The sequence below is a fragment of the Brachybacterium phenoliresistens genome, assembly GCF_000576425.1.
In the GTDB taxonomy this organism is placed as follows: Bacteria; Actinomycetota; Actinomycetes; order Actinomycetales; family Dermabacteraceae; genus Brachybacterium; species Brachybacterium phenoliresistens.
In genome coordinates this window covers 18,177-40,539 of the sequence record NZ_KK070006.1, presented here as the reverse complement: position 1 = coordinate 40,539, position 22,363 = coordinate 18,177, and the positions used below count along the sequence as shown (strand labels likewise).

Genomic DNA, 22,363 nt, shown 5'->3' with positions numbered 1-22,363 from the left:
GGCCCGCCCGACGGCGCCGGATGGGCGGGCTCGGCCGGGGAGCGCCAGGTCAGGCGGGGGTGACGCCGCGCAGGACGAGGGCGACGCCGTCGTGGGCGACGTCCGCGGTGCGGAGGTCGGCGATGTCGGCGACGCCCTGGGGCGCCTGCCCCATGGCCACGCCCACCCCGGCCCAGGCGAGCATCTCGGTGTCGTTCCAGCCGTCGCCGACGGCGACCGTGCGCTCGGAGGGGATCTCCAGGCGCTCGCGGACCAGCTCGAGGGCGCTGGCCTTGGAGACGCCGGGGGCGGCCATGTCCAGCCAGGCCGTCCAGCCGATCGCGTACTCGACGCCGTGGACCCCGGCATCGGCGATGATCCGGCTGAACTCCTGGGGCGTGAGGTCGGGGACGTGGACGACCACGCGCACCGCCTCGAGGTCCAGCAGCTCGTCGAGGTCGGTCTCCTCGGCCTCGACGCCGAAGCTGGCGTCCTGGAAGTCGGGGGTGGCGCGGAAGCGGCCGTCGGCCATCTCCACGGCGTAGTGCGCGCCGGGGGCGACCTCGCGCAGCGCCCGCAGCGCCTGCTGGGGACGGAAGGTGCGCACGTCCAGCACCCGGTAGCCGTCCTCCGCCTCGGGATCCAGGGCGAGGGTGACCGCGCCGTTGGAGCAGACGGCGAAGCCGCGCTCGACGCCGGCTGTGCGCACCACCGGCAGGGTCGCGCCGATGGACCGGCCGGTGGCGATGACGACGTGGTGCTCGCGGGCGGCGGCGGTGAGCGCCGCGTGGACCGGCTCGGACATGTGCCCGTCGTGGTCCACGAGGGTCCCGTCGACGTCCAGGCCCAGCAGCACGGTGCCGTCCTGCAGGGGCGCGAGCGCCTCGTTGAGGGCGGCGCGGATCTCGTCGAGCGCGCCGGGGGCGGCGATGGCGGTGTTCATGCCCGGCAGTGTCCCCGGTGCGTCTTGCGCACGGGTGAACCGCCGATGGCCGCGCGCCCCACGGCGGCGGGCGATGCCGTGTCGGAGGGCGGCGAGGAGATCCTTGGGCGTGCGCACGTCAGCGGGCGACCTCGAAGACCTCGCGGCCGCCGAGGTACGGGCGCAGCCCCTCGGGGACCACCACGGAGCCGTCGGCCTGCTGGTGGTTCTCGAGGATCGCGGCGATGAAGCGGGTGGTGCCCAGCGTCCCGTTGAGGGTCGCCACGGGGCGCAGCCCGTCCTCGGTGCGCTCGCGGATGTTCAGGCGCCGTGCCTGGAACTGGGTGGTGTTCGAGGTGGAGGTGAGCTCGCGGTACGTCTGCTGGCTGGGCATCCAGGCCTCGCAGTCGAACTTGCGGGCGGCGGAGGTGCCCAGGTCCCCGGCGGCGGTGTCGATGATGCGGTAGGGCACGTCGATGCGCGCCATCATCTCCCGCTCCCAGTCCAGCAGGCGCTCGTGCTCCGCGTAGGAGTCCTCGATGCGGCAGTAGCTGAACATCTCCACCTTGTGGAACTGGTGGACGCGGATGATGCCGCGGGTGTCGCGGCCGTAGCTGCCGGCCTCGCGGCGGTAGCAGGCGCTCCAGCCGGCGTAGCGGATCGGCCCGTCCGAGAGGTCGAGGATCTCGTCGCGGTGGTAGCTGGCCAGGGCGACCTCGCTGGTGCCCACGAGGTAGAGGTCGTCGTCCTTGTCGAGGTGGTAGACCTCGTCGGCGTGCTCGCCGAGGTACCCGGTGCCGTCCATCGACTCCGGCAGCACCAGGGTCGGGGTGATCATCGGGGTGAAGCCGGCCTTCGTGGCCTGGTCGATGGCGGAGTTGAGGATCGCCAGCTCGAGCTGGGCGCCGACACCGGTGAGGAAGTAGAAGCGGGTGCCGGAGACCTTCGCCCCGCGGGCCATGTCGATGGCCTTCAGCCCCTCGGCGATCTCGAGGTGGTCCTTGATCTCGAAGTCGATCGTGGGGTTCTCCCCTACGACCTCGCGGACTACGAAGTCCTCCTCGAGGCCCTCGGGGGCGCCCTCGGCGATGTTGGGGATGACGCGCAGGGCGCGGTCGCGCTCGGCGGCGGCCTCGGCGGCCTCCGCCTCGAGGCGCTTCACATCGGCCGCGAGCTGCTTGACCTCGGCCAGCAGGGCCTGCTTCTCCTCGCCCTTCGCCTGGGCGACCTTCTTGCCGAAGGCCTTCTGCTCGGCGCGCGCGGACTCGAACGCGCCGGTCGCCTCCCGCCACCGGGAGTCCGCGGCGATCACCGCGTCCACGGTCGCAGGGTCGCGGCGACGCGCCTTCTGGGCGTCGCGGACGGCGTCGGGGTTCTCGCGCAGGAGCCGCAGATCGATCATCCCCCCAGCGTACCCGTGCACGCCGCCGGTTCCGGCGCGCGCCGGGCCCGGTTACGCTTCGACCATGGATCTGTCCGGCGTGCTCATCCTCGCGTCCCTGCTGATCGGCCTGCTGGCCATCATCATGCTGACCGTCGTCATGCGGGGGCAGGAGGACCTGCGCCGCGAGGTCCACCAGCTGCGGGCCCGCATGCGTACCGAGGCGGCCCTGCCGCGCGGCGGCAGCGCCTCCCCCGTCGACCCCGATGTGGACCCGGACTCGCCTCCCGTGCGCCACGTGGCCGTGGTCATGAACCCCTCGAAGTACGAGTCCCCCGAGCGCTTCCGCGCGCAGGTCGAGCAGGCCGTGCGGCGCACCGTGACGAAGGTCGACCTGAGCTTCTTCGAGACCACCCTCGAGGATCCCGGGCAGGGGCAGGCGCGCCGGGCCGTGGCCGAGGGCGCCGATCTGGTGATCGCCGCAGGCGGGGACGGGACCGTGCGGCAGGTCGCCTCGGCCCTGACCGGCAGCGAGGTGCGGATGGGCATCATCCCCGGCGGCACCGGCAACCTCCTGGCCCGCAACCTCGACGTGCCCCTGGAGGACGTGCAGGCCGCGGTCGCCCACGCCCTCGAGGCCACCGACCACCGCATCGACGTGGGCTGGCTGCAGTCGGGCATGTCCGCGCAGTCGGCCGAGCGCGCCCACCGCCAGATCTTCCTGGTCATCTCCGGGTTCGGGGCCGATGCGGAGATCGTCGGCGCGACCGATCCGACCCTGAAGCGGCGCTTCGGCTGGAGCGCCTACGTCGTCGCCGGGGTCGGCAAGCTGGTGGGCCGCTCCCATGACGTGGTGGTCTCCCTGCCCGACGGCACCGAGCACGTGCTGCAGGCCCGCACGGTGCTGATCGGCAACGTCGGGAGGCTGCCCGGCGGGATCGTGCTCATGCCCGATGCCACCATCGACAACGGGCGCCTGGAGGTGCTGGCCCTCGGCTGGCGCGGGGCCGCGGGCTTCGGCCAGATCCTCACGCAGGTGGTCAATCCGCGCCTGGCGCGGGGCCCGAAGCTCTCGACCATGCAGCGCTACCTCACCCGCTCGGTCTCGGTGGCCTCCTCCAAGCCGCTGCCGGTCCAGCTCGACGGGGACACGGAGGCCGATGCCACGCATCTCATCGCCTCGGTCGAGCCCGCCGCCCTGATCATCCGCGCCGGGGTGCGGTGACACGGTCCGCCGGCGTGTCCTGACGCGCTCGCCCGGGTCGTCGCGGCATGCCCGCGCGGAGACCGGCGGCTCAGCGGCCGCTGATCTGCCGGGTGAGGGCGACGACCCACTCGTGGGCGGCGTCGTAGGCCGCATCGGAGGTCGCCTCGCTGGTCGCGGGGCGCAGCCCGTCGGCCCGCGGGTAGGAGCCCAGGAAGTGGACCACCGGGCAGACCCGCCGCAGGCCCCGCAGCGCGTCGCCGACGCGGCGGTCCGCGAGATGGCCCTCGATGTCGATCGAGAAGGAGTACCGGCCCAGGGTGTCCCCGGTGGGGCGGGACTCGATGCGCGAGAGGTTCACGCCGTGGGTCTGGAACTGGTGCAGCGCCTCCAGCAGCGCGCCGGAGCGGTTGTGGGGCAGCTGCACGACCAGCGTCGTCTTGTCCGCGCCGGTGCGGGCGGGGATGCGCCCGTCCCGGGTGACCAGCACGAAGCGGGTCTGCGCGCCGCGGGTGTCCTCGATGCCCTCGGCCAGCACCGTGAGCCCGAAGTGCTGGGCGGCCAGGGGCGAGCAGATGGCCGCCCGCCCCCGGGCCTCCTCCACGGGCGCCGCGGCCAGCTCCTTCGCCGCGGCGGCGGTCGAGGAGGCCGGGACCACGGAGGCGCCGGGCACGTGGGCACGCAGCCAGCCCTGCACCTGCGCCTGGGCGTGGGTGTGGGAGGCGACCTGCGTGACCTCGGCGAGCTCCATCGGCTCGCGGGAGGCGAGCACGAAGGTGATGGGGACGATCTCCTCGGCGACGATGGTGATGTCGCTGGTGGCTGCGAGCACGTCGAGGGTGCCGGAGACCCCGCCCTCGACCGAGTTCTCGATCGGTGCCATGAGCGCGTCGAGCTCCCCGGCGAGCAGGTCCGTCGCGGCGGTGGCGACGCTCGCGAACGGCACCAGCACGGCCTCGTCCCCCGCGAAGCCCGGCTCCGGCGCATGCTGGGCCAGGGCCTGCAGCAGCGCCTGATGGGTGAAGGTGGTCTCGGGGCCGAGGAATCCGTAGCGCATGCTCGCAGGGTAGTCCGCATCCCCGCCGGCGCGGTGGGACGGTCCACTTCGACGGCGACCTCCATCGGGCGCCGGCCGCGCGTGGGGGCAGGCGGGCCCGGACTGCCGATGATGGCGCCGTGGGGCGGTCTGAGATCGCCGTGCCGGTCCCTCCTGAGGCGGAAGCAGCCCTCAAGAGAAGAAGTCCATAGATCCGACCACAGCGATCGCACCCATGAGCAACACGGGGCGCACTCGATCCGACGCCGGCAGTCGGATCCGCCATCCCCGCGCGAGCCCGCAGGCTCAGGCGATCAGAACCACGGCGCGCCGCCCATGCCCCTCCCCCTCACCTCTCGGGCAGCGATTCGTCCGGCGAGCCGGCCCGAGGGTCGACGAGACCTGCGGCCAAGAACCCGAGGACTGCCACAGCGAACATCAGAACAAGCTGATCGGTCGTGCTCTGCACCAGGTAGCTGGCAAGAAGTGCCGCCGATCCACGACGCACCAGGGCGGATCGATGCGTTCTCCTCGCCAGCCGGTCCAGGATTCTCCACGAGCTGCTCGTCGAAACCGCGAGCAGTGTTCCGCACGCCACGACGCCGACGCTCTCGATCGGCGACGAGGGAATCCCTGCCACGTGGATGACGACGATCAGGACGCACGTCAGCACGAGGGACAGGACGACCTGCACGACGAGGCGCTGCCGCACCGCCCGCGAGTCGGCCCGCCATATCACCACGGCCCCGTCCGCATCGACGGAAGGTGGCCGCGACCTGGAATCCTGCGCGGGCGGGACGAAGGTCCGCCCGCGGCCGCGTGCCCGCATCCCCACTGAGCGCTCCCCCCCCTCTGCGACGTCGTCGCCCCTCCGACGCCGGAGAGTGGGCTCAGTATGCGACCCGCGAGACCCGAGGCACGCACCGCTTCACGTCACGGTTCCGTCACGGAATGCCGGGGATCAGCACGACCAGAACCCGACGCCCAGGGCGGCTGCCCCGTGCTCGGCGACACCTTTCCTTCGCGGCGATGATCCTCAGCTCAGAGCGCCTTGCCGGGGTTCAGGATGCCGCGGGGATCGAAGGCGTCCTTGATGCGGCGCTGCAGGCTGCGGGTGTCGGCTCCCAGCTCGAGGTCCAGCCACGCCCGCTTGTCCAGGCCGATGCCGTGCTCACCGCTGATGGTCCCGCCGAGCGCGAGGGCGCTGCGCACGAGGTCATCGGCCGCCTCGTGCAGGGCCGCCGGCAGCACGGAGCCGTCCGCTCCCGGGGGCGTGTCCAGGACCAGCGCCGGGTGCAGGTTGCCGTCCCCGGCGTGAGCGAGGGTGGACACCGCCACCCCGTGCTCGCGCCCCACACGGTCGACCTGCTCGAACATCTCGGCCAGGCGGGACTTGGGCACGGCCACGTCCTCCCCCAGGCGCCACTGCCCCGCCATCACGGTGCCGCGGCCGGTGCGGCGCAGCTCCCAGAGCACCTCGGCCTCGGCAGGATCGGGGTGCTGGACGTCGGAGGCCTCCGCGGCGAGCGCGGCGGTGAGATCTGCCGTCTGCTCCTCGATGCCGTATCCGTCGAGCTCGATGAGCAGGATCGCGTCCTCCTCCCGGGCCAGGCGGGAGCCGCTGGCGGCGTCGATGTCGCGCAGCGCCTGCGGGCCGATGAGCTCGGTCGCGGCCGGGCGTACGGGGCTGAGGGAGATGGCGTTGACGGCGCGGGCCGCCGCCGTGACCGCCGGGAAGCGGGCCAGCACGGTGCGCCGCGCCGGGGGCCGGGGGCGGATCCGCACGGTCGCGGCGACGACCACGGCGAGCGTCCCCTCGGAGCCGATGATCAGCTGCGTGAGATCCAGACCGGTGACGCCCTTCAGCGACCGGTGCCCCGTGCGCAGCAGCGTGCCGTCGGCGAGGACCACCTCGAGGGCCAGCACCGATTCCCGCGTCACCCCGTACTTGGCGCAGTGCAGCCCGCCGGCGTTGGTGGCGATGTTCCCGCCGATGCTGGAGAAGGCGACGCTCGCCGGATCGGGCGCGTAGAAGAAGCCGTGCGGGGCCAGGCTCGCGTCCAGATCGGCGGTGATGACGCCGGCCTCGACGACGGCGACCTCGTCCAGCGGGTCGATCTCGCGGATCGCGCGCAGGCGCTCGGTGGACAGGACGATGCTGCCGTCCTCGGGCACCGCCCCGCCGGAGAGGCCGGACCCGGCCCCGCGGGGGACGACCACGGCCCCGGCGGCGTGGGCGGAGCGCAGCACCGCCTGCACCCCGGGCACGGTGCGGGGGCGGGCGACGGCGAAGCGGGCGTCCGCCGCGGCGCGCAGGCGGCGGTCCCCGTCGTAGGGCTCGGCCGTCGCGTCCCCGGGAAGGATCAGCTCGTCGGGGTCCAGCTGGCCGTGCAGCGTCTCGAGCGCTGCCGCGAGCCGGGCCCGGGCTCCCTCGTCGGCGGCGGCATCGGCCGTCCCCGCGGGCCGGCGCTCGGGGGCGCTGTCGATCGCCTCGGGGGCGGCCTGCGGGGCGGCGGGGCGCGCCGCCGGGCCGGCTGTCGTGGGGTCCGTCATCGTCCGTCTCCGTCCTGCAGCGCTTCCGCGAAGGAGGCTGCTCGTGCGTGGTACTCGGCGAGCGCCGACCGCTGCTGCGCCGCCTCGACGCCCACCAGGACGCCGTAGCCGAAGCCGTCCTCGCCGCGCGCGCGAGCCTGTTCGGCGGCGCGGCGGATGCGCTGCGCGAGGGCGTGGGAGTCGCGGTGCTCCCCGAGGGCGTCCTGGATCGCGCAGGCAGGCTCCTCCCAGGCGGTGCGGCGCCTCCCGAGGCCCGCCTCCGGGATGTCCGCGAGGATCCGGACGATGTAGCGGAGGGTCTTGGCGGCCTTGCGCACCCGGTGCAGCGCCTCGGCCTCCTCCGGCGTCCCCTCGAGATCGCGGGCCCTCGCGATCCGTCGCCGCAGGCGGCGGGCCTGGCGGTCCGTGCCCCGGCCCAGCACGGTAGCGGCATCCTCGCCGCCGCCGATGATCGGCGGATCCGCGATCAGCGCCGCGACCAGCCCCCGGGCGGCCGCATGGTCGGCGGACTCGAGGAACGCCCGGGCTCGTGCCTGCGCGGCCCGGTCGTCCGCCTCGACCATCCGTCTCAGCCGTGCGGCGACCCCCGGCGGGACGAGCTCCCTCTCGGTCTCGGTCAGGCGGCGCCCGCACAGCTCGCGCAGCACCTCGGCGTCCCGGGCGGGGCCCAGGGCGCGGCCGATGCCCCGCAGCGCCGTGACGGCGGGATCCACCGTCTCCGGCTCCAGGGCCTCTCGGCTCGCCGCGAGCACCGCCCGCAGGGACCGCGCGGCGACGCGCAGGCGGTGCACGGCGTCGTCCTCCCCGCGCCGTGCCGGTCCGTCCCCGCGGAGGATCTCCTCCGCCGGTCCGCGCAGCGCGAGCGGCAGGACCCGGCCTCGCGAGGTCGGGGACTCTGCTGGGCTCATGGCGGGCTCCGGGAATCGGCATCGGCGGCATCGGCGGTGCCCCCATCGTCCTCCATCATCCGGGGCGCAGGAACGCCTTCGTAGGATCGAGGGGTGCATGCGACCTCCCGATCCCTCCGGCGCCCCGCCGCGCTCCTGGCCCTGCTGCTCGCGCTCGGCGCGGCGCTGGTGCTGGGCCAGCCGTCCCCGGCGCGGGCCGAGGGCGAGCACACCGCCCCGCTCCCTCCGATCCGCCTGGTGCTCGTCACCTCCGGCCTGACCTGGCAGGACATCACCGCCGAGGACACCCCGGCGCTGCAGTGCCTGGCCGACGGCGCGAGCCTGGGCGCGATGAACGCGGCCAGCATCACCGAGCGCTCCACCCAGCGCCAGGGCGAGGAGACGCTCCGCACCGGCTGGCGGGGCCTGGCCGCCGAGGCGCCCCGCGCCGCAGGCATCCCCGACCCGCCCACCGACCTGCTGGCGCAGCTCCCCGGCGGGGTGCTCGACCTCGACGCCTCGGGCGAGGACCCCGCGCCCGTGATCGCCGAGGCCGTCTCCGCGCTCCCGGCCGATGAGGACGGTGCCGTCGATGATGCTCCGGTGGTCGTCCTGGACCTCGGATCCGTCCCCGCGACCGGCGCCCCGGGCCGCGAACAGGCGATCGCGGAGCTCGACTCCCGTGCCGGGGCACTGGTCACCGCCGCCGGCGGCACGGTGCCTCCGGCCGGAGGCGACGTCACCGGCGACGGCTCCGTCGACTGCACCGCCTCCCTCCCCCGCACCCTGCTGGTCTCGGCCGGGTACTTCCCCGACGACGGCGGCGTCCCCGGCAGCGCGCCGCGGGACGTGGAGACCGGCGCGGTCGAGGCCCCCGGGCGCACCATGCTCCAGGTCGCCCTCGACACGGGCGCTCCGGGCATGGCTCTGACCAGCGGATCCACCCATCAGAGCGGGGTCGTGATCCTCACCGACGTGGCCCCCAGCATCCTGGCCAGCCATGGCCTCCCGGCGCCGGCGACCGTCCCCGGCCAGCCGATGGCGATGAAGGCGGTACCCGACGCGCAGCGCCTGGCGCTGGACCGCACCCAGGCCGCGGACCGGCTGCGGCAGGCGGAGGTCCCCGCCCTGCTCTCCTGGGCGGGGATGGGGGCGATCGGTCTGGTGATCCTGCTGGTGCCGCGCCTGGCCCGCAGGCCCCGCCTGGCCGCCGTCGGCCGGGCGCTGGCGGCCTGCGCCCCCCTGGCCGCGCCCGTCGGCCTCGCCGCCGGGGCCGTGCCGTGGTGGCGCGCCGATCACCCCACGCTCGCCCTGATCGGCGTGATCTGGCTGGGCGCCCTGCCGCTGGCCGCGCTCCTGCTGCTGGGGCCCTGGCGCCGCTCCCGGATGGGTCTGGCCGCGGCGAGCGCGGCGATCGTCGCCGGCGGGATCCTGCTGGAGTCGGCCACCGGGTCACGGCTGCAGATGGGCTCCCCGCTGGGCGCCCAGGCGATGATCGGCGGGCGATACTACGGGATCTCCAACCACCTGTTCGGCCTGGTCATCGGCGCGAGCACCGTGCTGCTGCTGGGGCTGTGCGCCCGGGCGGCCACGGCGCGCGGCCGGGTGGCGAGGGTCCTCGCCGTCGGCGCGGTGGTGACGGTGGTGTGCGTGGCCCCGTCGATGGGCGCGGACTTCGGCTCGATGCTGGCCCTGGTGCCGATGTTCGGGCTGCTCGCGCTGCTCGTCTCCGGAATCCGCCTGCGCCCCTGGCACGTGCTGGGGCTGGGCGCCCTGGCGGTCGCGCTCGTGGGGACGGTGGCCGTGCTGGACTGGCTGCGCCCCAGCGACCAGCGCACCCATCTGGGGCGCTTCGTCGACAGCGTGCTGGACGGCGACCTCGGCGCGGTGATCCTGCGCAAGCTCTCCGAGAACTGGGAGATGACCGTCGGCATCCCGGGCCTGGGCGTGCTCGTGGTCGTGGCGGCGGCTCTCTCCGTCGTGGTGCTCATGCCGCGCCGGGCGGGCCTGCAGCGGCTGGCCGCGCTGGACGACGCCGTCCCCGCCTCCCGGGCGGTGCGCGTCGCGATCGTGGCCGGTGCCTGGCTGGGCTTCGCGGTCAACGACACCGGTGCCGTGCTCGTGGCGGGAGCGCTGGCCATGTGGCTGGTGCTGCTGCCCGTCGCGCTGCCCGATCCGACCTCCGCTCGAGACGGGGCGATGCGCACCGCCCTCTGAGGCGGGGCGGCGACCGGTGCGGGGGCGAGTCGCGGGGCGCGGGCATCGGCGCCCGAGGCCTGCGCCGCGGAGATTGCCGGAACGGGCCGCGGGCGGTAGCTTCGCAGGAGGCGCGACACGGACGACGACGAGGTGGAACGTGATGACCGCTGGCCCCTGCCCACATCGCAGGTCCCCATGATGCGCGCCCCCGGCTCCCCGGTGGAGGACGCGTACCAGGCCCAGCTGCTGCGCGCCCACGCCGAGCTGCGCGAGGGGAACCTGCCGGCCGGGCAGGACCGGCCCGGCATGGTGCGCCGGGCGGTGCTGGAGTCCTGGCGCCGCTCCCTGTCCCGCCTGCAGGATCACCCCACCGTCCCGTCGCGGCCGGTGCTCGCCGCGCCCCAGCTCGAGTCCGCCCGCTCCGGGCATCTCTTCGGTCCGATCATGCCGCTGCTGCGCTCGCGGCTGATCGCCCCGGCCGTCGAGGCCGGCATGCTGGTGGCGCTCGGCGACGCGCAGGGCCGCCTGCTGTGGGTCGAGGGGCCCAGCGCCGTGCGCACCCGCGCGGAGTCCATGGGCTTCGCCCCCGGCGCGGACTGGTCCGAGGAGGCGATGGGCACCTCCGCCCCGGCCCTGGCGCTGGCCACGGGCTCCCCCGTGCAGGTGGTGGGCGCCGAGCATTTCGTGGAGGCCGTCCACCCGTGGAGCTGCAGCGCGGTGCCGGTGCTGCATCCCCGCAGCGGCGAGGTCATCGGCGTGATCGACGTGACCGGGGACGTAGGCGCCGTGGCCCCGATCGTGCTGCCGCTGCTGCGCTCGACCGCTCTGGCCGCCCAGGAGGAGCTGCGCGCTCTGCTCGCCCCCGGAGCAGCCTCCCGGCCCGGGCGCACCGGGGCCGGGGCCGTCGAGGACGAGGGCGCCGGGCACGGGACCGGGACCGACCATCGGCCGCTGCTGCAGGTGATGGGGCCCGGTGCGCCCCGGCTGCGCTGCGGCGGGCGGGACCTCGAGCTCAGCGGGCGCCACGCCGAGCTGCTGCTCCTGCTGCACCTGCACCCCGACGGGATCCGCGGCGCGGAGCTCGCCGAGCAGCTGCACGGCGACCCCCGCCACGAGGGCACGGTCCGTGCCGAGGTGGTGCGCCTGCGCCGCCTGCTGGGGGCCGGCGGGCCGGGCCCCGACGGCCGCGCGCTCCCGGAGGGCTCCCGGCCGGGGATCGCCTCGCGCCCCTATCGTCTGCTCGGCGAGGTCGACAGCGACCTCCGCCGGGTCCGGCAGGCCCTGGACAGGGCCGATGTCGCCGCGCTGCTGGACGCCCACCGGGGCCCGCTGCTGACCGCATCGGACGCCCCGGCCGTCGTGCGGGCCCGCGAGGAGCTGGCCGCGCATGTGCGCGAGGTGGTGCTGGAGCACGCCTCCGCCGAGCAGCTGTGGCGCTACGCCCAGCGGCCCGAGGGCGCGGGCGACGCGGAGGTCCTCATGACGGTGCTCGCGCTGGCCCCGCCCGATGCGCCCGAGCGCTCGGCCGCCGTGGTGCGCCTGGAGGCCCTGCGCCGAGAGGCCGGTTGAGCCGGACCGCTGCCGCCCGGCGTCGCATCGGCCCATCAGCTGGCGGCCCATCGGCCATGAGCGGGCACGGACCTGCGATGCAACGTGGATGCAACGTGCGCGGGGCTACGGTCGCGGGACCTGACGGCGTCGTCATGAGCGGCGACGCACCGGTCCGCATCGAAGGAGCTGCCATGACTGTGTACGCACGGCCCGGGACCGAGGGCGCGAAGCTCGCCTTCTCGCCCCGCTACGAGAACTACATCGGCGGCCAGTGGGTGCCGCCGGTGAAGGGCCAGTACTTCGAGAACCCCACGCCCGTGACCGGGCAGGTCTTCACCGAGATCCCCCGCTCCACCGCCGAGGACGTCGAGCTCGCCCTCGACGCCGCCCACGCCGCGGCCGCCACCTGGACGAAGACCTCCGTGGCGGAGCGCTCCGTGATCCTGAACCGCATCGCCGACCGCATCGAGGAGAACCTCGAGATGCTCGCCGTCGCGGAGACCTGGGACAACGGCAAGCCCGTGCGGGAGACCCTCAACGCCGACCTGCCGCTGGCGGTGGACCACTTCCGCTACTTCGCCGGCGCGATCCGCGCCCAGGAGGGCGGCATATCGCAGATCGACGAGAGCACCGTCGCCTACCACTTCCAGGAGCCCCTCGGCGTGGTCGGCCAGATCATCCCGTGGAACTTCCCGATCCTCATGGCGACCTGGAAGCTCGCCCCCGCCCTCGCGGCCGGCAACTGCGTGGTGCTCAAGCCGGCCGAGCAGACCCCCGCCTCGATCCTGGTGCTCTTCGAGCTGATCGGCGACCTGCTGCCCGACGGCGTGGTCAACATCGTCAACGGCTTCGGCACCGAGGCCGGCAAGCCGCTGGCTTCCAGCCGGCGCATCGCCAAGATCGCCTTCACCGGCGAGACCACCACGGGGCGCCTGATCATGCAGTACGCCTCGCAGAACCTCATCCCGGTGACCCTCGAGCTCGGCGGGAAGAGCCCCAACATCTTCTTCGAGGACGTGGCCCGGGAGAAGGACGCCTTCTACTCCAAGGCCCTCGAGGGATTCGCGATGTTCTCCCTGAACCAGGGCGAGGTCTGCACCTGCCCCTCGCGGGCGCTGGTGCAGGACTCGATCTACGACTCCTTCCTGGCCGACGCCCTCGCCCGGGTCGAGGCCACCGTGCAGGGCGACCCGCTGGACACCGACACGATGATCGGCGCGCAGGCCTCGAACGACCAGTTCGAGAAGATCCTGTCCTACATCGACATCGGCCGGAAGGAGGGCGCCGAGGTGCTCACCGGCGGGGAGCCGAACGACCTGGGCGGGGACCTCTCCGGCGGGTTCTACGTGAAGCCGACCGTCTTCGCCGGCACCAACTCCATGCGGATCTTCCAGGAGGAGATCTTCGGCCCCGTGGTCGCCCTGACCCGCTTCCAGGACTACGACGAGGCGATCGCGATCGCCAACGACACCCTGTACGGGCTGGGCGCGGGCGTGTGGACCCGCAGCCAGAACACCGTCTACCGGGCGGGGCGGGCCATCCAGGCCGGCCGCGTGTGGGTGAACAACTACCACTCCTACCCGGCGCACGCGGCGTTCGGCGGGTACAAGTCCTCGGGCATCGGCCGCGAGAACCACCGCATGATGCTCGACCACTACCAGCAGACCAAGAACCTGCTGGTCTCCTACGCGGACGAGGAGCTGGGCTTCTTCTGATCCGCGGAAGATCCGCCCGGACGCGGCTCGCCGGACCTCGTGGGTTCTTGCTCTGCCCGCAGCGGGCCATCACGAGCGCGTGCACGAACGGCCGCCATAGAGCCGCGAGCCAGGCAATCGCCTGGCTCGCGGCTCTCAGGCCACCGATCGTGCACACCGCCGGCCCCTCCGTGCGCTCCTCGGTGCACTCGCCGATGCGCTCGCCGACGGCGCGGGCGGGCCGCCGTCGGCCCCCGAGCCCGCGCGCCCCCGTGCTACGCTCCCGGCCATGTCCTCGCGTGCGGTCACCTATCCCCCGGCTCTGGTCGCAGCCGGCGGTGCCTGACGCCCGCATACGGACGACCAGAGCTCGAGGCGAGGACACGTGTCCTCGCCTCTCGTGTTTCCCCCGGGGGCTCTGGCACATGCGCTACTCCTCCATCCGAGGAAGGAGCGGACATGTCCCCTGCCGACGAGGTGCTGCGGCCGATGCTGCGCACCGTCGAGACGATCATCGACGAGGAGTCGCTGAGGGCGCGGCTTGATGCCGGCGAGAGGCTGCGCATCAAGTACGGCGTGGACCTCACGGCCCCGGACCTGCACCTGGGCCACGCCGTGAACCTGTGGCTGATGCGCCACCTGCAGGATCACGGCCACACCGTGGTGTTCCTGCTGGGGGACACCACCACCCGCGTCGGCGACCCGACCGGCCGCAGCCGCACCCGGCCCGTGCTCGGCGAGGAGGAGATCGCGCGCAACGGGCAGGCCTTCCTCGAGCAGGTCTCCCTCGTGCTGCGCACCGAGCCGGAGCTGCTGGAGGTGCGGCGCAACTCCGAGTGGTACGGGCCGATGGGGGTGAGCGAGATGCTGAGCCTGTTCAGCCTCACCACCCACGCCCAGTTGATGGCGCGGGACATGTTCCGCGACCGGGTGGCGCAGGGCCGCGAGATCGCGCTGCACGAGCTGGCCTACCCCGTCCTGCAGGGCTACGACTCCGTGGCGATGGACAGCGACCTCACCATCGTCGGCTCCGACCAGCTGTTCAACGAGATGATGGGCCGCCACTACCAGCAGCGCCTGGGCAGGCGGCCGCAGGCGGTGATGACCACGGTGATCACCCCGGGGCTGGACGGCGGGGCGAAGCAGTCGAAGTCGCTGCGCAACTACGTCGCCCTCACCGATGCCCCGGGCGAGAAGCTCGGGAAGGTGATGTCGCTGCCCGATGCGCTGGTGGGCACCTGGGCGAGCGCCTACACGGATCTGCCCGACGAGCGCGTCGCCGAGATCGCCGCCGCGGCCGAGGCCGGGGGCGCCCCCGCGCGCGATGCGAAGCTGGATCTCGCCGCCGCGATCGTCTCCCGGTACCACGGGGCCGATGCCGCCGCCCGGGCCCGCGCCCAGTTCCTCGCGGTGTTCTCCGCCGGTGCGGCGCCGGAGGAGATCGCGGATCTGGAGCTGGACCCCGCGGGTGCCGACCGGGACGCCGCGTCCCTTTCCGGCTCCGGGCCCGGCGGCGTGCGGATCCCGGCGCTCGAGCTGCTGGGCCGGGCCCGCCCCGAGCTCAGCCGATCTGCGGCGCGCCGCCTGCTGGCCCAGGGCGCGGTGCGGGTGGACGGCGCGGTGGTCACCGACCCGGAGGCGATCCTCGAGGTCGCCGACGGCGCCCTGCTCCGGACCGGCCGCCGCTCGTGGACCCGGGTGCGCCTGGTGCCGGGACCGGAGAGAGGCGGGGCGGCGCGCTGAGCCCGAAGAGAGTCCGCCCGGCTCGCGGAGAGCGGGCCCGCCACCTCACGGGGGCGGGGCCGTCCCGCCGGGAGGCGGCGCGGTCCCGTCCAGGGATCGGCGGGCGGCGCGGCGGATGGCATCGTCCCCGAACCCCGCCTCGCGGGCGGCCCGCACGGCGCCGTCGAGGATCTCCTGGAGCTGCGGGGGGATCTCGGCGGGGGCTGCCGGCCCGGCGGCCACCCGTGTGCCGCCGCCCCGCCGGGTCTCGATCACGCCCTCCGCCTCGAGCTCCTTGTAGGCCCGGGCGACCGTGCCCGGGGCGAGGCCGAGGTCCCGGGCGAGCGTCCTGATACTGGGCAGGCGATCCCCCGTGCCGATCGTCCCGCGGTCGATCTGGGCGATCACGGCCCGCCGGATCTGCTCGTACGGAGGCGTCGGGTCCTCGAGGTCGACGACGAGGGCGGTCATCGGCGGGCCTGCGCAGGCTCGGCGGTCCGGTCCCGCCCTGCAGGGGCGGCGGCGCCCCGCACGACCAGGCCGGGGAAGACGAGCATCACCGCTCCCCAGGGAAGGGACACGAGCCCGACCACCGCGCCGGTCCAGGGGATCAGGGACTCCGGGCCGTCGATGCGCAGCACCGCCGCCCCGGCGTGGCCGACCAGGGTCATCCCCAGGGCGAGCAGCACGGCCCCCAGCACCGAGGTCGCGCATCGGCGGCGGAGCAGGGCATCGGCCGGGTCGTCCGAGGGCCGGCGGCGCACGATGACCACGATCGCGAGGGCGGCCAGCAGGAGCAGCACCGCCAGGGCCAGGGCCGTGGGCACGGTGTACCAGGCGCCGGGGAAGGGCGAGCTCACGCTCGTGACGAGGTTGCCCTCGGCGTCGACCCCGGAGCGCTCCAGGCACCGACCGTCGGCGCATCCGGAGGCCGCGGCCGTCGCCCAGATGCCGTGCACGAGCAGCACCAGCAGCACGCCGAGCACGGCGACCAGCGGCAGGCGCGGGACCATCGTCGACACGCTCCGGTGGGCGAGCAGCCCGTACCGGTGCCGGGCGCGCGGCGCGGGCATGGTCTGCTCCCCGAGGATGACGGCGAGGATCAGCAGCGCGGCGACGAGGCAGGGCGTGATCGAGAGCAGCCCTCCGTAGGCGAGGCGTCCCGTGGCGGGGATCCCGCGCCCGGTCAGCGCGAGGACGACGCCCAGCAGCGCCCCGGCCGCGAGGATCCCCGCCCAGCGCGCGGCGAGCGCCCCGGGGTGGGTGCCGGTGCGCTGTGCGCCGAGCCGCCCCGCCAGGACGGCGAGCACCAGCACGAGCAGAGCCGCGCCGATCAGGGGCGGCAGGACGAGGACGATGCTGGACATGGGGGCCTCCGGGGGACGCGAGAGCTTGTACTGCCTGTGCGATACAAATGTAGCGCCCTCGCGAGGTTTGTACCAGAACAAACTCCTCGGAAGATCCGGGGCCGAGGTCTGGCACTCTCCGACCGAGAGTGCTAATTTATGGCCAGGCGGGTCACCCCCGGCCCGTCACGCGGAGGACCGCACGCAGCGGCCCTGATGGGAAGGAGACGACATGGCAACCTATGATCCGCTCCGAGACCTGGAGCGCTTCGCGACCACGTTCCTCGATGCCGGGCGCCGCGGCCCACGGCAGATGCCGATGGACCTGTACCGCACCGGGGACCACTACGTCCTGACCGCTGATCTGCCGGGCATCGATCCCGGCTCCGTCGACGTGGACGTCGACGGCCAGCTCCTCACGATCCGCGCCGAGCGGACCCTGCCCACCGATGACCAGGCGCAGTGGATCACCCGGGAACGCACGGGTGGCAGCTTCCTGCGCCAGCTCAGCCTGGGCCAGGGCCTGGACACCGAGCGGATCTCCGCGAGCTACAGCAACGGCGTGCTCAGCGTGACGATCCCGGTCAGCGAGAAGGCCAAGCCGCGCCGGATCGAGGTCCGCACGGAGGATGCGGCCCAGCAGATCGACGCGACGCAGCAGGCCGGCTCCGGCCAGCAGGTCGAGTCCGCCTCGGCCTGAGCGTCGCCGGGGAGGTCGGGCGCCCGGGGATCACCGCCCCGGGCGCCTCGGCCTCACCGACCGCTCGACCCCGCGCTCAGCGCCGGCCCTCGTCGTCCTGGCCCTCGTCGTCCCGGCCCGTGTCGTCCTGCTCCGCCTCGACGGCGGTGTGCACGACCAGGGAGGCGTACTCCCCCGGGTCCAGCGGCAGGGCCGTGTCCGCGGGGATGCGCGGCGTGGGCGCGGCCAGGTGCGCGGCGACGATCACCGCGTGGTCGGGCTCGAAGGGCTCCTCGACGGGCGCGGCCTCGAGCCGGCGACGCAGGGCCTCGAGGTCGATGTCCGCGAGGTAGACGATGTCGTCCGGGCGCAGCGGGCCGCGCAGGGGCAGGGCGCGCAGAGCCCGGTCCAGCGCGGCCAGATCATGATCGGTGAGCGCGCGCGCCTGCTCCGGGGAGAACTCCCCCGAGGCCGGCAGGTCCGAGACGTCCACGGCCGGCAGGTCCTCGACGGGCCGCGCGGCCGGCGTCCCCGCGTCCTCGCCCGCGTCCTGGGCGTGGTCCGCTCCGGCGGCGGCCTCCTCGGAATGCTCGTCCAGCTCGAGCCCGGTGCCCTCCTCCTCGGGGAGGATGTGGCGCCGCTTCGCGAGCGCCCGCAGCACGTCGCGCAGCTGGGCGGCGCGGTGCAGCTGCCCGCGCAGATCGGAGCCGGTGGCCCGATGGTGCAGCTCGCAGGGGACCTCCTCCACCCGGAACCCGGCGGCGAGCGCGTCGATGGTCAGGGACGTCTCCACGCCCCAGCCCCCGGCCAGGGGCTGGCACGCCTCCCAGGCGTCGCGGGTCAGGCAGCGCGTGCCCGACAGCGGCTGGGCGGGCTCCCAGCCGGTGGCACGGCGGATCCCGCGGCGGGCGGTGCCGACCACCATCCCCATCCCTGCGGCGCCGTCCTGCGGGGGCAGCAGCGCGATGGCCATGTCCACCCCGTCCTCGAGGACGGCCTCGACCAGCGGGGCGGCGCCGGCGGCGCTCTCGCCCATGTCGGCGTCCAGGAACAGCAGGGCGTGAGGGGTGAGGTCCGCGCCGATCACCGGCAGCGGGCCTGTGTGCCCGGGGACGCGGGGCTCGGCGTGCAGCTCCTCCTCGAAGGCCTCGCCGCCGTCGGCGCGGGCGGCCGATTCGCGCAGGGAGACGAGGTGGGCGCCGGTGGCCATGGCGGCGGCCTTGCCCTGGTTGGTGCGGTGGCGCACCACGAGGGCGTCGGCCCCCATGGCGACGGCCGAGGTCGCATCGGTCGAGCCGTCGTCGACCACGACCACGAGGTCGACATGGTCGATGCTGCGGGCGGCGCGGATCGTCGCCTCGATCCGCTCCGCCTCGTTCTTGGCGGGGATCACCACGGCGACCGACTCGGGCCGGCCGGCCGCCTCGTGCCCCGCGGCCGTCATCGCAGCGTCACCTGGCGGGCGACGATCCCGCCGCGGGCGCGCCGCTCGAGGGCGGTGAGGGGCTCGGTGGACTCCAGGGCGGTGAGGAAGCGCGCCCGGAACTCCGCGGCGTGCTCCGCGACGCCGGCGGCGCCGAAGCCGTCGGGCAGGTCCCACACCGGGACGGTGAGGCCCTCGGCGCGGAAGGAGCCGACGTAGCGGGTGCCCTCGGCGATCGCCGACTCCCGGCGGGCGTGCAGGCGGGCGACCGCGTCGTAGACCCGCTCCTCCTCGGCGTCCAGCACCCAGCGCAGGTGCTCCTTGGCGCCGGCGTCGACCCAGTAGGCGTGCTCGAGGCCCTCGACCGGGGCCGTCGGCATGATCGACTCGTTCGCCTGGGCGAGGGAGGCCTCGACCTCGGCGGTGCGCTCGGCGCCCGGATCGACCCAGAACTCGAAGGACTCGTGGACGGTGATCGGGAAGCCGCCCTCCAGATCCAGCAGGTCCTGCAGGCGCGGGGAGTCGGCGCTCGGCGAGACGGTGCGCACCGGGGTGCCCGGCTCCGCCTCGAGCGCCTGGGAGAGGGCCTGCCCGAAGGAGCGGGAGAGGTCGTCGGTGGGGACCGTAGCCTGCAGGCCGATGATCACCGAGCCGTCGGAGCGGCGGATCGCGGGCCAGGCCATCGGCAGGATGGTCGCGATGATGACACGGACCGATCCGTGCTCCGCGGTGGTGGCGGCCTCGATCGTCGCGGCGGGGATCAGCTGGCGCATCGCCACCAGGTCCCGCTCGGCGGGGATCCCCTCGAAGGGGCGGCGGACCAGCGATGAGGCGGAGGCGGAAGACATGCCCGCAGTCTACCGAGCGCGGCCGCCGCGCAGGCCCGCCACACGCCCGCGCACTACGGTGGGTCCATGGCCCCTCCCGCTCCCCTCGCGGCCCCGGACCTCGACACGGACGTCGTCGCCCGGCACGCCCTCGCCCATGACGCCTCCCCGTACCTGCTGATCCCGGAGGCCGTCACGGTCCCGGCCGACGAGGCGCAGGTCATCGCCCTGCTCCGGCAGGCCCGCGCGTCCGGGCGGCCGCTGACCTTCCGGGCCGGCGGCACCAGCCTGTCCGGGCAGGCGCAGTCCGCGGCGATCCTGGCCGATGTGCGCCGCCACTTCCGGCAGGTCGAGGTCCTCGACGCGGGGCGGCGGGTGCGGGTGGGCCCGGGCGTGACGATCCGCCAGGTCAACGCGCACCTGGCCCGGCACGGCCGGCGGCTGGGACCGGATCCTGCCTCGGAGTCGGCCTGCACCATCGGCGGCATGATCGCGAACAACTCCTCCGGCATGGCCGCCGGCACCCGCGAGAACACGTACGCGACCCTGGAGTCGCTGCGCTGCGTGCTGCCCTCGGGGACGGTGCTGGACACCTCCCGCCCCGATGCCGATGCGGCGCTGCGGGCCGCGGAGCCCGCCCTGTTCGCAGGGCTGGAGCGGCTGATGCGGCGGGTGCGGGAGGACCCGGAGGCGATGCGGGTGATCCGCGAGCGGTTCGCCCTGAAGAACACGATGGGCTACGGGATCAACGCCCTGCTGGACTTCGACTCCCCCGCCGACTGCCTCGCCCACCTGGTGATCGGCTCGGAGGGGACGCTCGCCTTCATCTCCTCCGCCGTGCTGCGCACCGTCGCGGTGCCGGCGCAGGCCGCCACGGGCCTGCTGGTGCTGCCCGGCCTCCAGGAGGCCACCGCGCCGCTGCCGGAGATCGTCGCGGCGGGCTTCGCGACCGTCGAGCTGCTGGACGCCCGCTCCCTGCAGGTCGCCCAGCGCCTTCCCGGCGCGCCGGGCGAGATCGCCGGGCTGGACATCGGCTCCCATGCCGCGCTGCTGCTGGAGGTGCGGGCCGATGACCCCGATGCGCTCGCCGCGCAGGTCTCCGCCGCGCAGTCGCTGGCTGCGGGGCTGAGGGGAGCTGCCCCCTTCGCCATGTCCACCGATGCCGCCCGCCGCGCGGCCCTGTGGACCACCCGCAAGGGCCTGTACGCGGCGGTCGCCGGGGCGCGGCCCGCCGGCTCGACGGCGCTGCTGGAGGACGTGGTCGTGCCGGTGGACCGCCTGGCGGGGACCTGCCGCGGCCTGCAGCAGCTGTTCGCCCGGCACGGGTACGACGGCGCGGTGATCTTCGGCCACGCCAAGGACGGCAACCTCCACTTCCTCCTGGACGAGCACCTGGGCGCAGCCTCGAGCCGCCTCGAGGCCTTCACCGAGGACATGGTGGACCTGGTCCTGGACCAGGGCGGGAACCTCAAGGCGGAGCACGGCACCGGGCGGGCCATGGCCCCGTTCGTGGAGCGCCAGTACGGCCCGGCCCTGCACGCGGTGATGCGCGAGATCAAGCAGCTGGTCGACCCCGCCGGGATCCTCAACCCCGGCGTCGTCCTCACCGCCGAGCCGGGCGCGCACCTGCGGGACCTGCAGCCCGTGGTCGAGATCGAGGAGGAGGCCGATCGCTGCGTGGAGTGCGGCTACTGCGAGCCGGTCTGCCCCAGCCGCGACCTCACCCTCACGCCCCGCCAGCGGATCGTGCTGCGCCGCGACGCGGCCCTCGCCGAGCAGCGCGGGGACCGCGAGACCGCCCGGGCCATCCGCGCGGCCTACGACTACCAGGGGCTGCAGACCTGCGCAGCCGATGGCATGTGCCGGACCGCCTGCCCGGTCGGCATCGACACCGGCGACCTGGTGCGGCGGCTGCGCGCCCAGGATGCCGAGGCCGATGCCGGCGGTGCCGCGCAGCGGGCGCTCTGGGGTGCGGCGGCCCGGCGCTGGGGACCGACGACCGCGGCCGCATCGGCCGCCCTCGACGTCGCCGGGGCCCTGCCGCCCGCCCTGCCCCGCGTCGCCGCCCGCGCGGGCCGGGCCCTGCTGGGGGCCGATGCGGTGCCGGACTACCGTCCGGAGCTGCCGAGGCGCGGAGGATCCGTGCGCCGCGGCGGCGGCCGCGGACGCACCGGTGCCGAGGTCGACGCGGTGTACCTGCCGTCCTGCGTGCACACGATGTTCGGCGCCGCGGGCGAGGGCATCGGCGCCGGGCCGGCCCTGTCCCGCCTCGCCGAGCGCGCCGGGGTGCGGCTGGCCGTGCCCGATGCCGCCGCGGATCTGTGCTGCGGCACGCCCTTCTCCTCCAAGGGCATGCGCGCGGCGAAGGACATGATGCGATCCCGTCTGCGGGAGGCGCTCGAGGAGGCGGCCGCGCGCCACCGGCTGCCCGTGGTGATCGACGCGGCCAGCTGCACCGAGGGCGTCCTCGACGCCGTGGCGGGGACGGGGCTCGAGGTGGTCGACGCCGTGACGTACGTGCGCCGTCACCTGCTGCCGCGCCTGGAGGTCCGCCGGCCGGTCGCCTCGGTGACCGTCCACCCGACCTGCTCGACCACCCACCTCGGCGCCACGGACGACCTGGTCGCGATCGCGCAGGCCTGCGCCGAGGAGGTCGTCGTGCCGATCGCGTGGGGCTGCTGCGCCTACGCCGGGGACCGCGGCCTGCTCCACCCCGAGCTCACCGCCTCCGCCACCGCCGCGGAGGCCGCCGAGGTCGCGACCCGCGAGACGGACTGGTACGTCTCCGCGAACCGCACCTGCGAGCTGGGCATGCAGGCCGCGACGGGGCGGGCCTACCGCCACGTCCTGGAGCTGCTCGAGCACGCCACGTCCTGACCGCCCTCCCGGAGCAGCCGACCCCGCGCGAGGCGTCAGGGAGCGGAGCGGCAGGGAGCGGACCAACGGGGAGCGGACCGGCG

17 protein-coding genes are annotated in these 22,363 nt (G+C 74.8%); 7 read left to right on the top strand and 10 right to left on the bottom strand.

Annotated elements, in window-relative coordinates:
- Nucleotides 1-49 precede the first annotated feature (49 nt).
- A complete protein-coding gene (locus BF93_RS16720; RefSeq protein WP_084148653.1) occupies nucleotides 50-922 on the bottom strand; it encodes an HAD family hydrolase in 873 nt (290 codons plus the stop codon).
- A gap of 118 nt (nucleotides 923-1,040) precedes the next feature.
- Nucleotides 1,041-2,303 carry a serine--tRNA ligase gene (serS, locus tag BF93_RS16715; RefSeq protein ID WP_038374222.1) on the bottom strand — a complete coding sequence of 421 codons (1,263 nt, stop codon included), beginning with the start codon at nucleotides 2,301-2,303 and terminating at the stop codon, nucleotides 1,041-1,043.
- Between the two features lie 64 nt (nucleotides 2,304-2,367).
- Here serS and BF93_RS16710 point away from each other — a divergent pair, with 64 nt between their 5' ends.
- Complete coding sequence (locus tag BF93_RS16710; protein ID WP_038374221.1) at nucleotides 2,368-3,507, top strand: diacylglycerol/lipid kinase family protein; 1,140 nt, start codon at nucleotides 2,368-2,370, stop codon at nucleotides 3,505-3,507.
- Nucleotides 3,508-3,577: 70 nt separating this feature from the next.
- Here the strand turns inward: BF93_RS16710 and pheA are convergent, their stop codons facing one another.
- The 4 genes from pheA to BF93_RS16690 form a co-directional block, all read right to left on the bottom strand.
- Entirely contained in the window at nucleotides 3,578-4,543 is a 966-nt protein-coding gene (gene pheA / locus BF93_RS16705; RefSeq protein WP_038374220.1) for a prephenate dehydratase, read from the bottom strand.
- A gap of 328 nt (nucleotides 4,544-4,871) precedes the next feature.
- Complete coding sequence (locus BF93_RS16700; protein ID WP_038374218.1) at nucleotides 4,872-5,264, bottom strand: hypothetical protein; 393 nt, start codon at nucleotides 5,262-5,264, stop codon at nucleotides 4,872-4,874.
- A 299-nt stretch (nucleotides 5,265-5,563) separates the two neighbouring features.
- Nucleotides 5,564-7,075 carry an FAD-binding oxidoreductase gene (locus BF93_RS16695; protein ID WP_084148652.1) on the bottom strand — a complete coding sequence of 504 codons (1,512 nt, stop codon included), beginning with the start codon at nucleotides 7,073-7,075 and terminating at the stop codon, nucleotides 5,564-5,566.
- Nucleotides 7,072-7,983 (bottom strand): CHAD domain-containing protein, encoded by a 912-nt coding sequence (locus BF93_RS16690; RefSeq protein ID WP_038374217.1) that lies wholly within the window; start codon nucleotides 7,981-7,983, stop codon nucleotides 7,072-7,074. Before BF93_RS16690 ends, BF93_RS16695 begins: the two co-directional genes overlap by 4 nt.
- A gap of 93 nt (nucleotides 7,984-8,076) precedes the next feature.
- Here BF93_RS16690 and BF93_RS16685 point away from each other — a divergent pair, with 93 nt between their 5' ends.
- The 4 genes from BF93_RS16685 to tyrS all read left to right on the top strand — a co-directional run bounded on the left by BF93_RS16685 (nucleotide 8,077) and on the right by tyrS (nucleotide 15,149).
- Nucleotides 8,077-10,179: a hypothetical protein gene (locus BF93_RS16685; protein WP_051487123.1), complete on the top strand. Its 2,103-nt coding sequence runs from the start codon at nucleotides 8,077-8,079 to the stop codon at nucleotides 10,177-10,179.
- Nucleotides 10,180-10,311: 132 nt separating this feature from the next.
- Nucleotides 10,312-11,730 carry a sigma-54-dependent transcriptional regulator family protein gene (locus tag BF93_RS16680; RefSeq protein ID WP_232226477.1) on the top strand — a complete coding sequence of 473 codons (1,419 nt, stop codon included), beginning with the start codon at nucleotides 10,312-10,314 and terminating at the stop codon, nucleotides 11,728-11,730.
- A 173-nt stretch (nucleotides 11,731-11,903) separates the two neighbouring features.
- Nucleotides 11,904-13,427 carry an aldehyde dehydrogenase gene (gene adh / locus BF93_RS16675; RefSeq protein ID WP_038374216.1) on the top strand — a complete coding sequence of 508 codons (1,524 nt, stop codon included), beginning with the start codon at nucleotides 11,904-11,906 and terminating at the stop codon, nucleotides 13,425-13,427.
- Between the two features lie 438 nt (nucleotides 13,428-13,865).
- The gene (gene tyrS, locus BF93_RS16670) at nucleotides 13,866-15,149 is read left to right on the top strand and encodes a tyrosine--tRNA ligase (protein ID WP_038374215.1); all 1,284 of its coding nucleotides are present in this window, start codon (nucleotides 13,866-13,868) and stop codon (nucleotides 15,147-15,149) included.
- 45 nt (nucleotides 15,150-15,194) lie between these two features.
- On the opposite strand, the gene BF93_RS16665 is transcribed toward tyrS, so the two are convergent.
- Both BF93_RS16665 and BF93_RS16660 read right to left on the bottom strand, forming a co-directional pair.
- Complete coding sequence (locus BF93_RS16665; RefSeq protein WP_038374213.1) at nucleotides 15,195-15,599, bottom strand: GntR family transcriptional regulator; 405 nt, start codon at nucleotides 15,597-15,599, stop codon at nucleotides 15,195-15,197.
- The gene (locus BF93_RS16660) at nucleotides 15,596-16,495 is read right to left on the bottom strand and encodes a hypothetical protein (RefSeq protein ID WP_038374212.1); all 900 of its coding nucleotides are present in this window, start codon (nucleotides 16,493-16,495) and stop codon (nucleotides 15,596-15,598) included. The genes BF93_RS16665 and BF93_RS16660 overlap by 4 nt, the downstream gene beginning before the upstream one ends.
- Before the next feature lie 211 nt (nucleotides 16,496-16,706).
- Here BF93_RS16660 and BF93_RS16655 point away from each other — a divergent pair, with 211 nt between their 5' ends.
- Nucleotides 16,707-17,174, top strand: coding sequence for an Hsp20/alpha crystallin family protein (locus BF93_RS16655; protein ID WP_038374210.1), 468 nt, complete (start codon nucleotides 16,707-16,709; stop codon nucleotides 17,172-17,174).
- A gap of 76 nt (nucleotides 17,175-17,250) precedes the next feature.
- Here BF93_RS16655 and BF93_RS19150 read toward each other — a convergent pair whose 3' ends face one another.
- The gene (locus tag BF93_RS19150; RefSeq protein WP_051487122.1) at nucleotides 17,251-18,597 is read right to left on the bottom strand and encodes a glycosyltransferase; all 1,347 of its coding nucleotides are present in this window, start codon (nucleotides 18,595-18,597) and stop codon (nucleotides 17,251-17,253) included.
- The gene (locus tag BF93_RS16645; RefSeq protein WP_038374209.1) at nucleotides 18,594-19,424 is read right to left on the bottom strand and encodes a DUF5926 family protein; all 831 of its coding nucleotides are present in this window, start codon (nucleotides 19,422-19,424) and stop codon (nucleotides 18,594-18,596) included. The genes BF93_RS19150 and BF93_RS16645 overlap by 4 nt, the downstream gene beginning before the upstream one ends.
- Nucleotides 19,425-19,490: 66 nt before the next feature.
- On the opposite strand from BF93_RS16645, the gene BF93_RS16640 reads away from it, so the two are divergent.
- Nucleotides 19,491-22,280 carry an FAD-binding and (Fe-S)-binding domain-containing protein gene (locus BF93_RS16640; protein ID WP_038374208.1) on the top strand — a complete coding sequence of 930 codons (2,790 nt, stop codon included), beginning with the start codon at nucleotides 19,491-19,493 and terminating at the stop codon, nucleotides 22,278-22,280.
- Nucleotides 22,281-22,363 lie beyond the last annotated feature (83 nt).

Excerpts from the sequence above, each read along its gene's own strand:
- BF93_RS16720 (WP_084148653.1), bottom strand. The coding sequence starts at position 922 with ATGAACACCGCCATCGCCGCCCCCGGCGCGCTCGACGAGATCCGCGCC.
- serS (WP_038374222.1), bottom strand. The coding sequence starts at position 2,303 with ATGATCGATCTGCGGCTCCTGCGCGAGAACCCCGACGCCGTCCGCGAC.
- BF93_RS16710 (WP_038374221.1), top strand. The coding sequence starts at position 2,368 with ATGGATCTGTCCGGCGTGCTCATCCTCGCGTCCCTGCTGATCGGCCTG.
- pheA (WP_038374220.1), bottom strand. The coding sequence starts at position 4,543 with ATGCGCTACGGATTCCTCGGCCCCGAGACCACCTTCACCCATCAGGCG.
- BF93_RS16695 (WP_084148652.1), bottom strand. The coding sequence starts at position 7,075 with ATGACGGACCCCACGACAGCCGGCCCGGCGGCGCGCCCCGCCGCCCCG.
- BF93_RS16690 (WP_038374217.1), bottom strand. The coding sequence starts at position 7,983 with ATGAGCCCAGCAGAGTCCCCGACCTCGCGAGGCCGGGTCCTGCCGCTC.
- adh (WP_038374216.1), top strand. The coding sequence starts at position 11,904 with ATGACTGTGTACGCACGGCCCGGGACCGAGGGCGCGAAGCTCGCCTTC.
- tyrS (WP_038374215.1), top strand. The coding sequence starts at position 13,866 with ATGTCCCCTGCCGACGAGGTGCTGCGGCCGATGCTGCGCACCGTCGAG.
- BF93_RS16665 (WP_038374213.1), bottom strand. The coding sequence starts at position 15,599 with ATGACCGCCCTCGTCGTCGACCTCGAGGACCCGACGCCTCCGTACGAG.
- BF93_RS16660 (WP_038374212.1), bottom strand. The coding sequence starts at position 16,495 with ATGTCCAGCATCGTCCTCGTCCTGCCGCCCCTGATCGGCGCGGCTCTG.
- BF93_RS16655 (WP_038374210.1), top strand. The coding sequence starts at position 16,707 with ATGGCAACCTATGATCCGCTCCGAGACCTGGAGCGCTTCGCGACCACG.
- BF93_RS19150 (WP_051487122.1), bottom strand. The coding sequence starts at position 18,597 with ATGACGGCCGCGGGGCACGAGGCGGCCGGCCGGCCCGAGTCGGTCGCC.
- BF93_RS16645 (WP_038374209.1), bottom strand. The coding sequence starts at position 19,424 with ATGTCTTCCGCCTCCGCCTCATCGCTGGTCCGCCGCCCCTTCGAGGGG.
- BF93_RS16640 (WP_038374208.1), top strand. The coding sequence starts at position 19,491 with ATGGCCCCTCCCGCTCCCCTCGCGGCCCCGGACCTCGACACGGACGTC.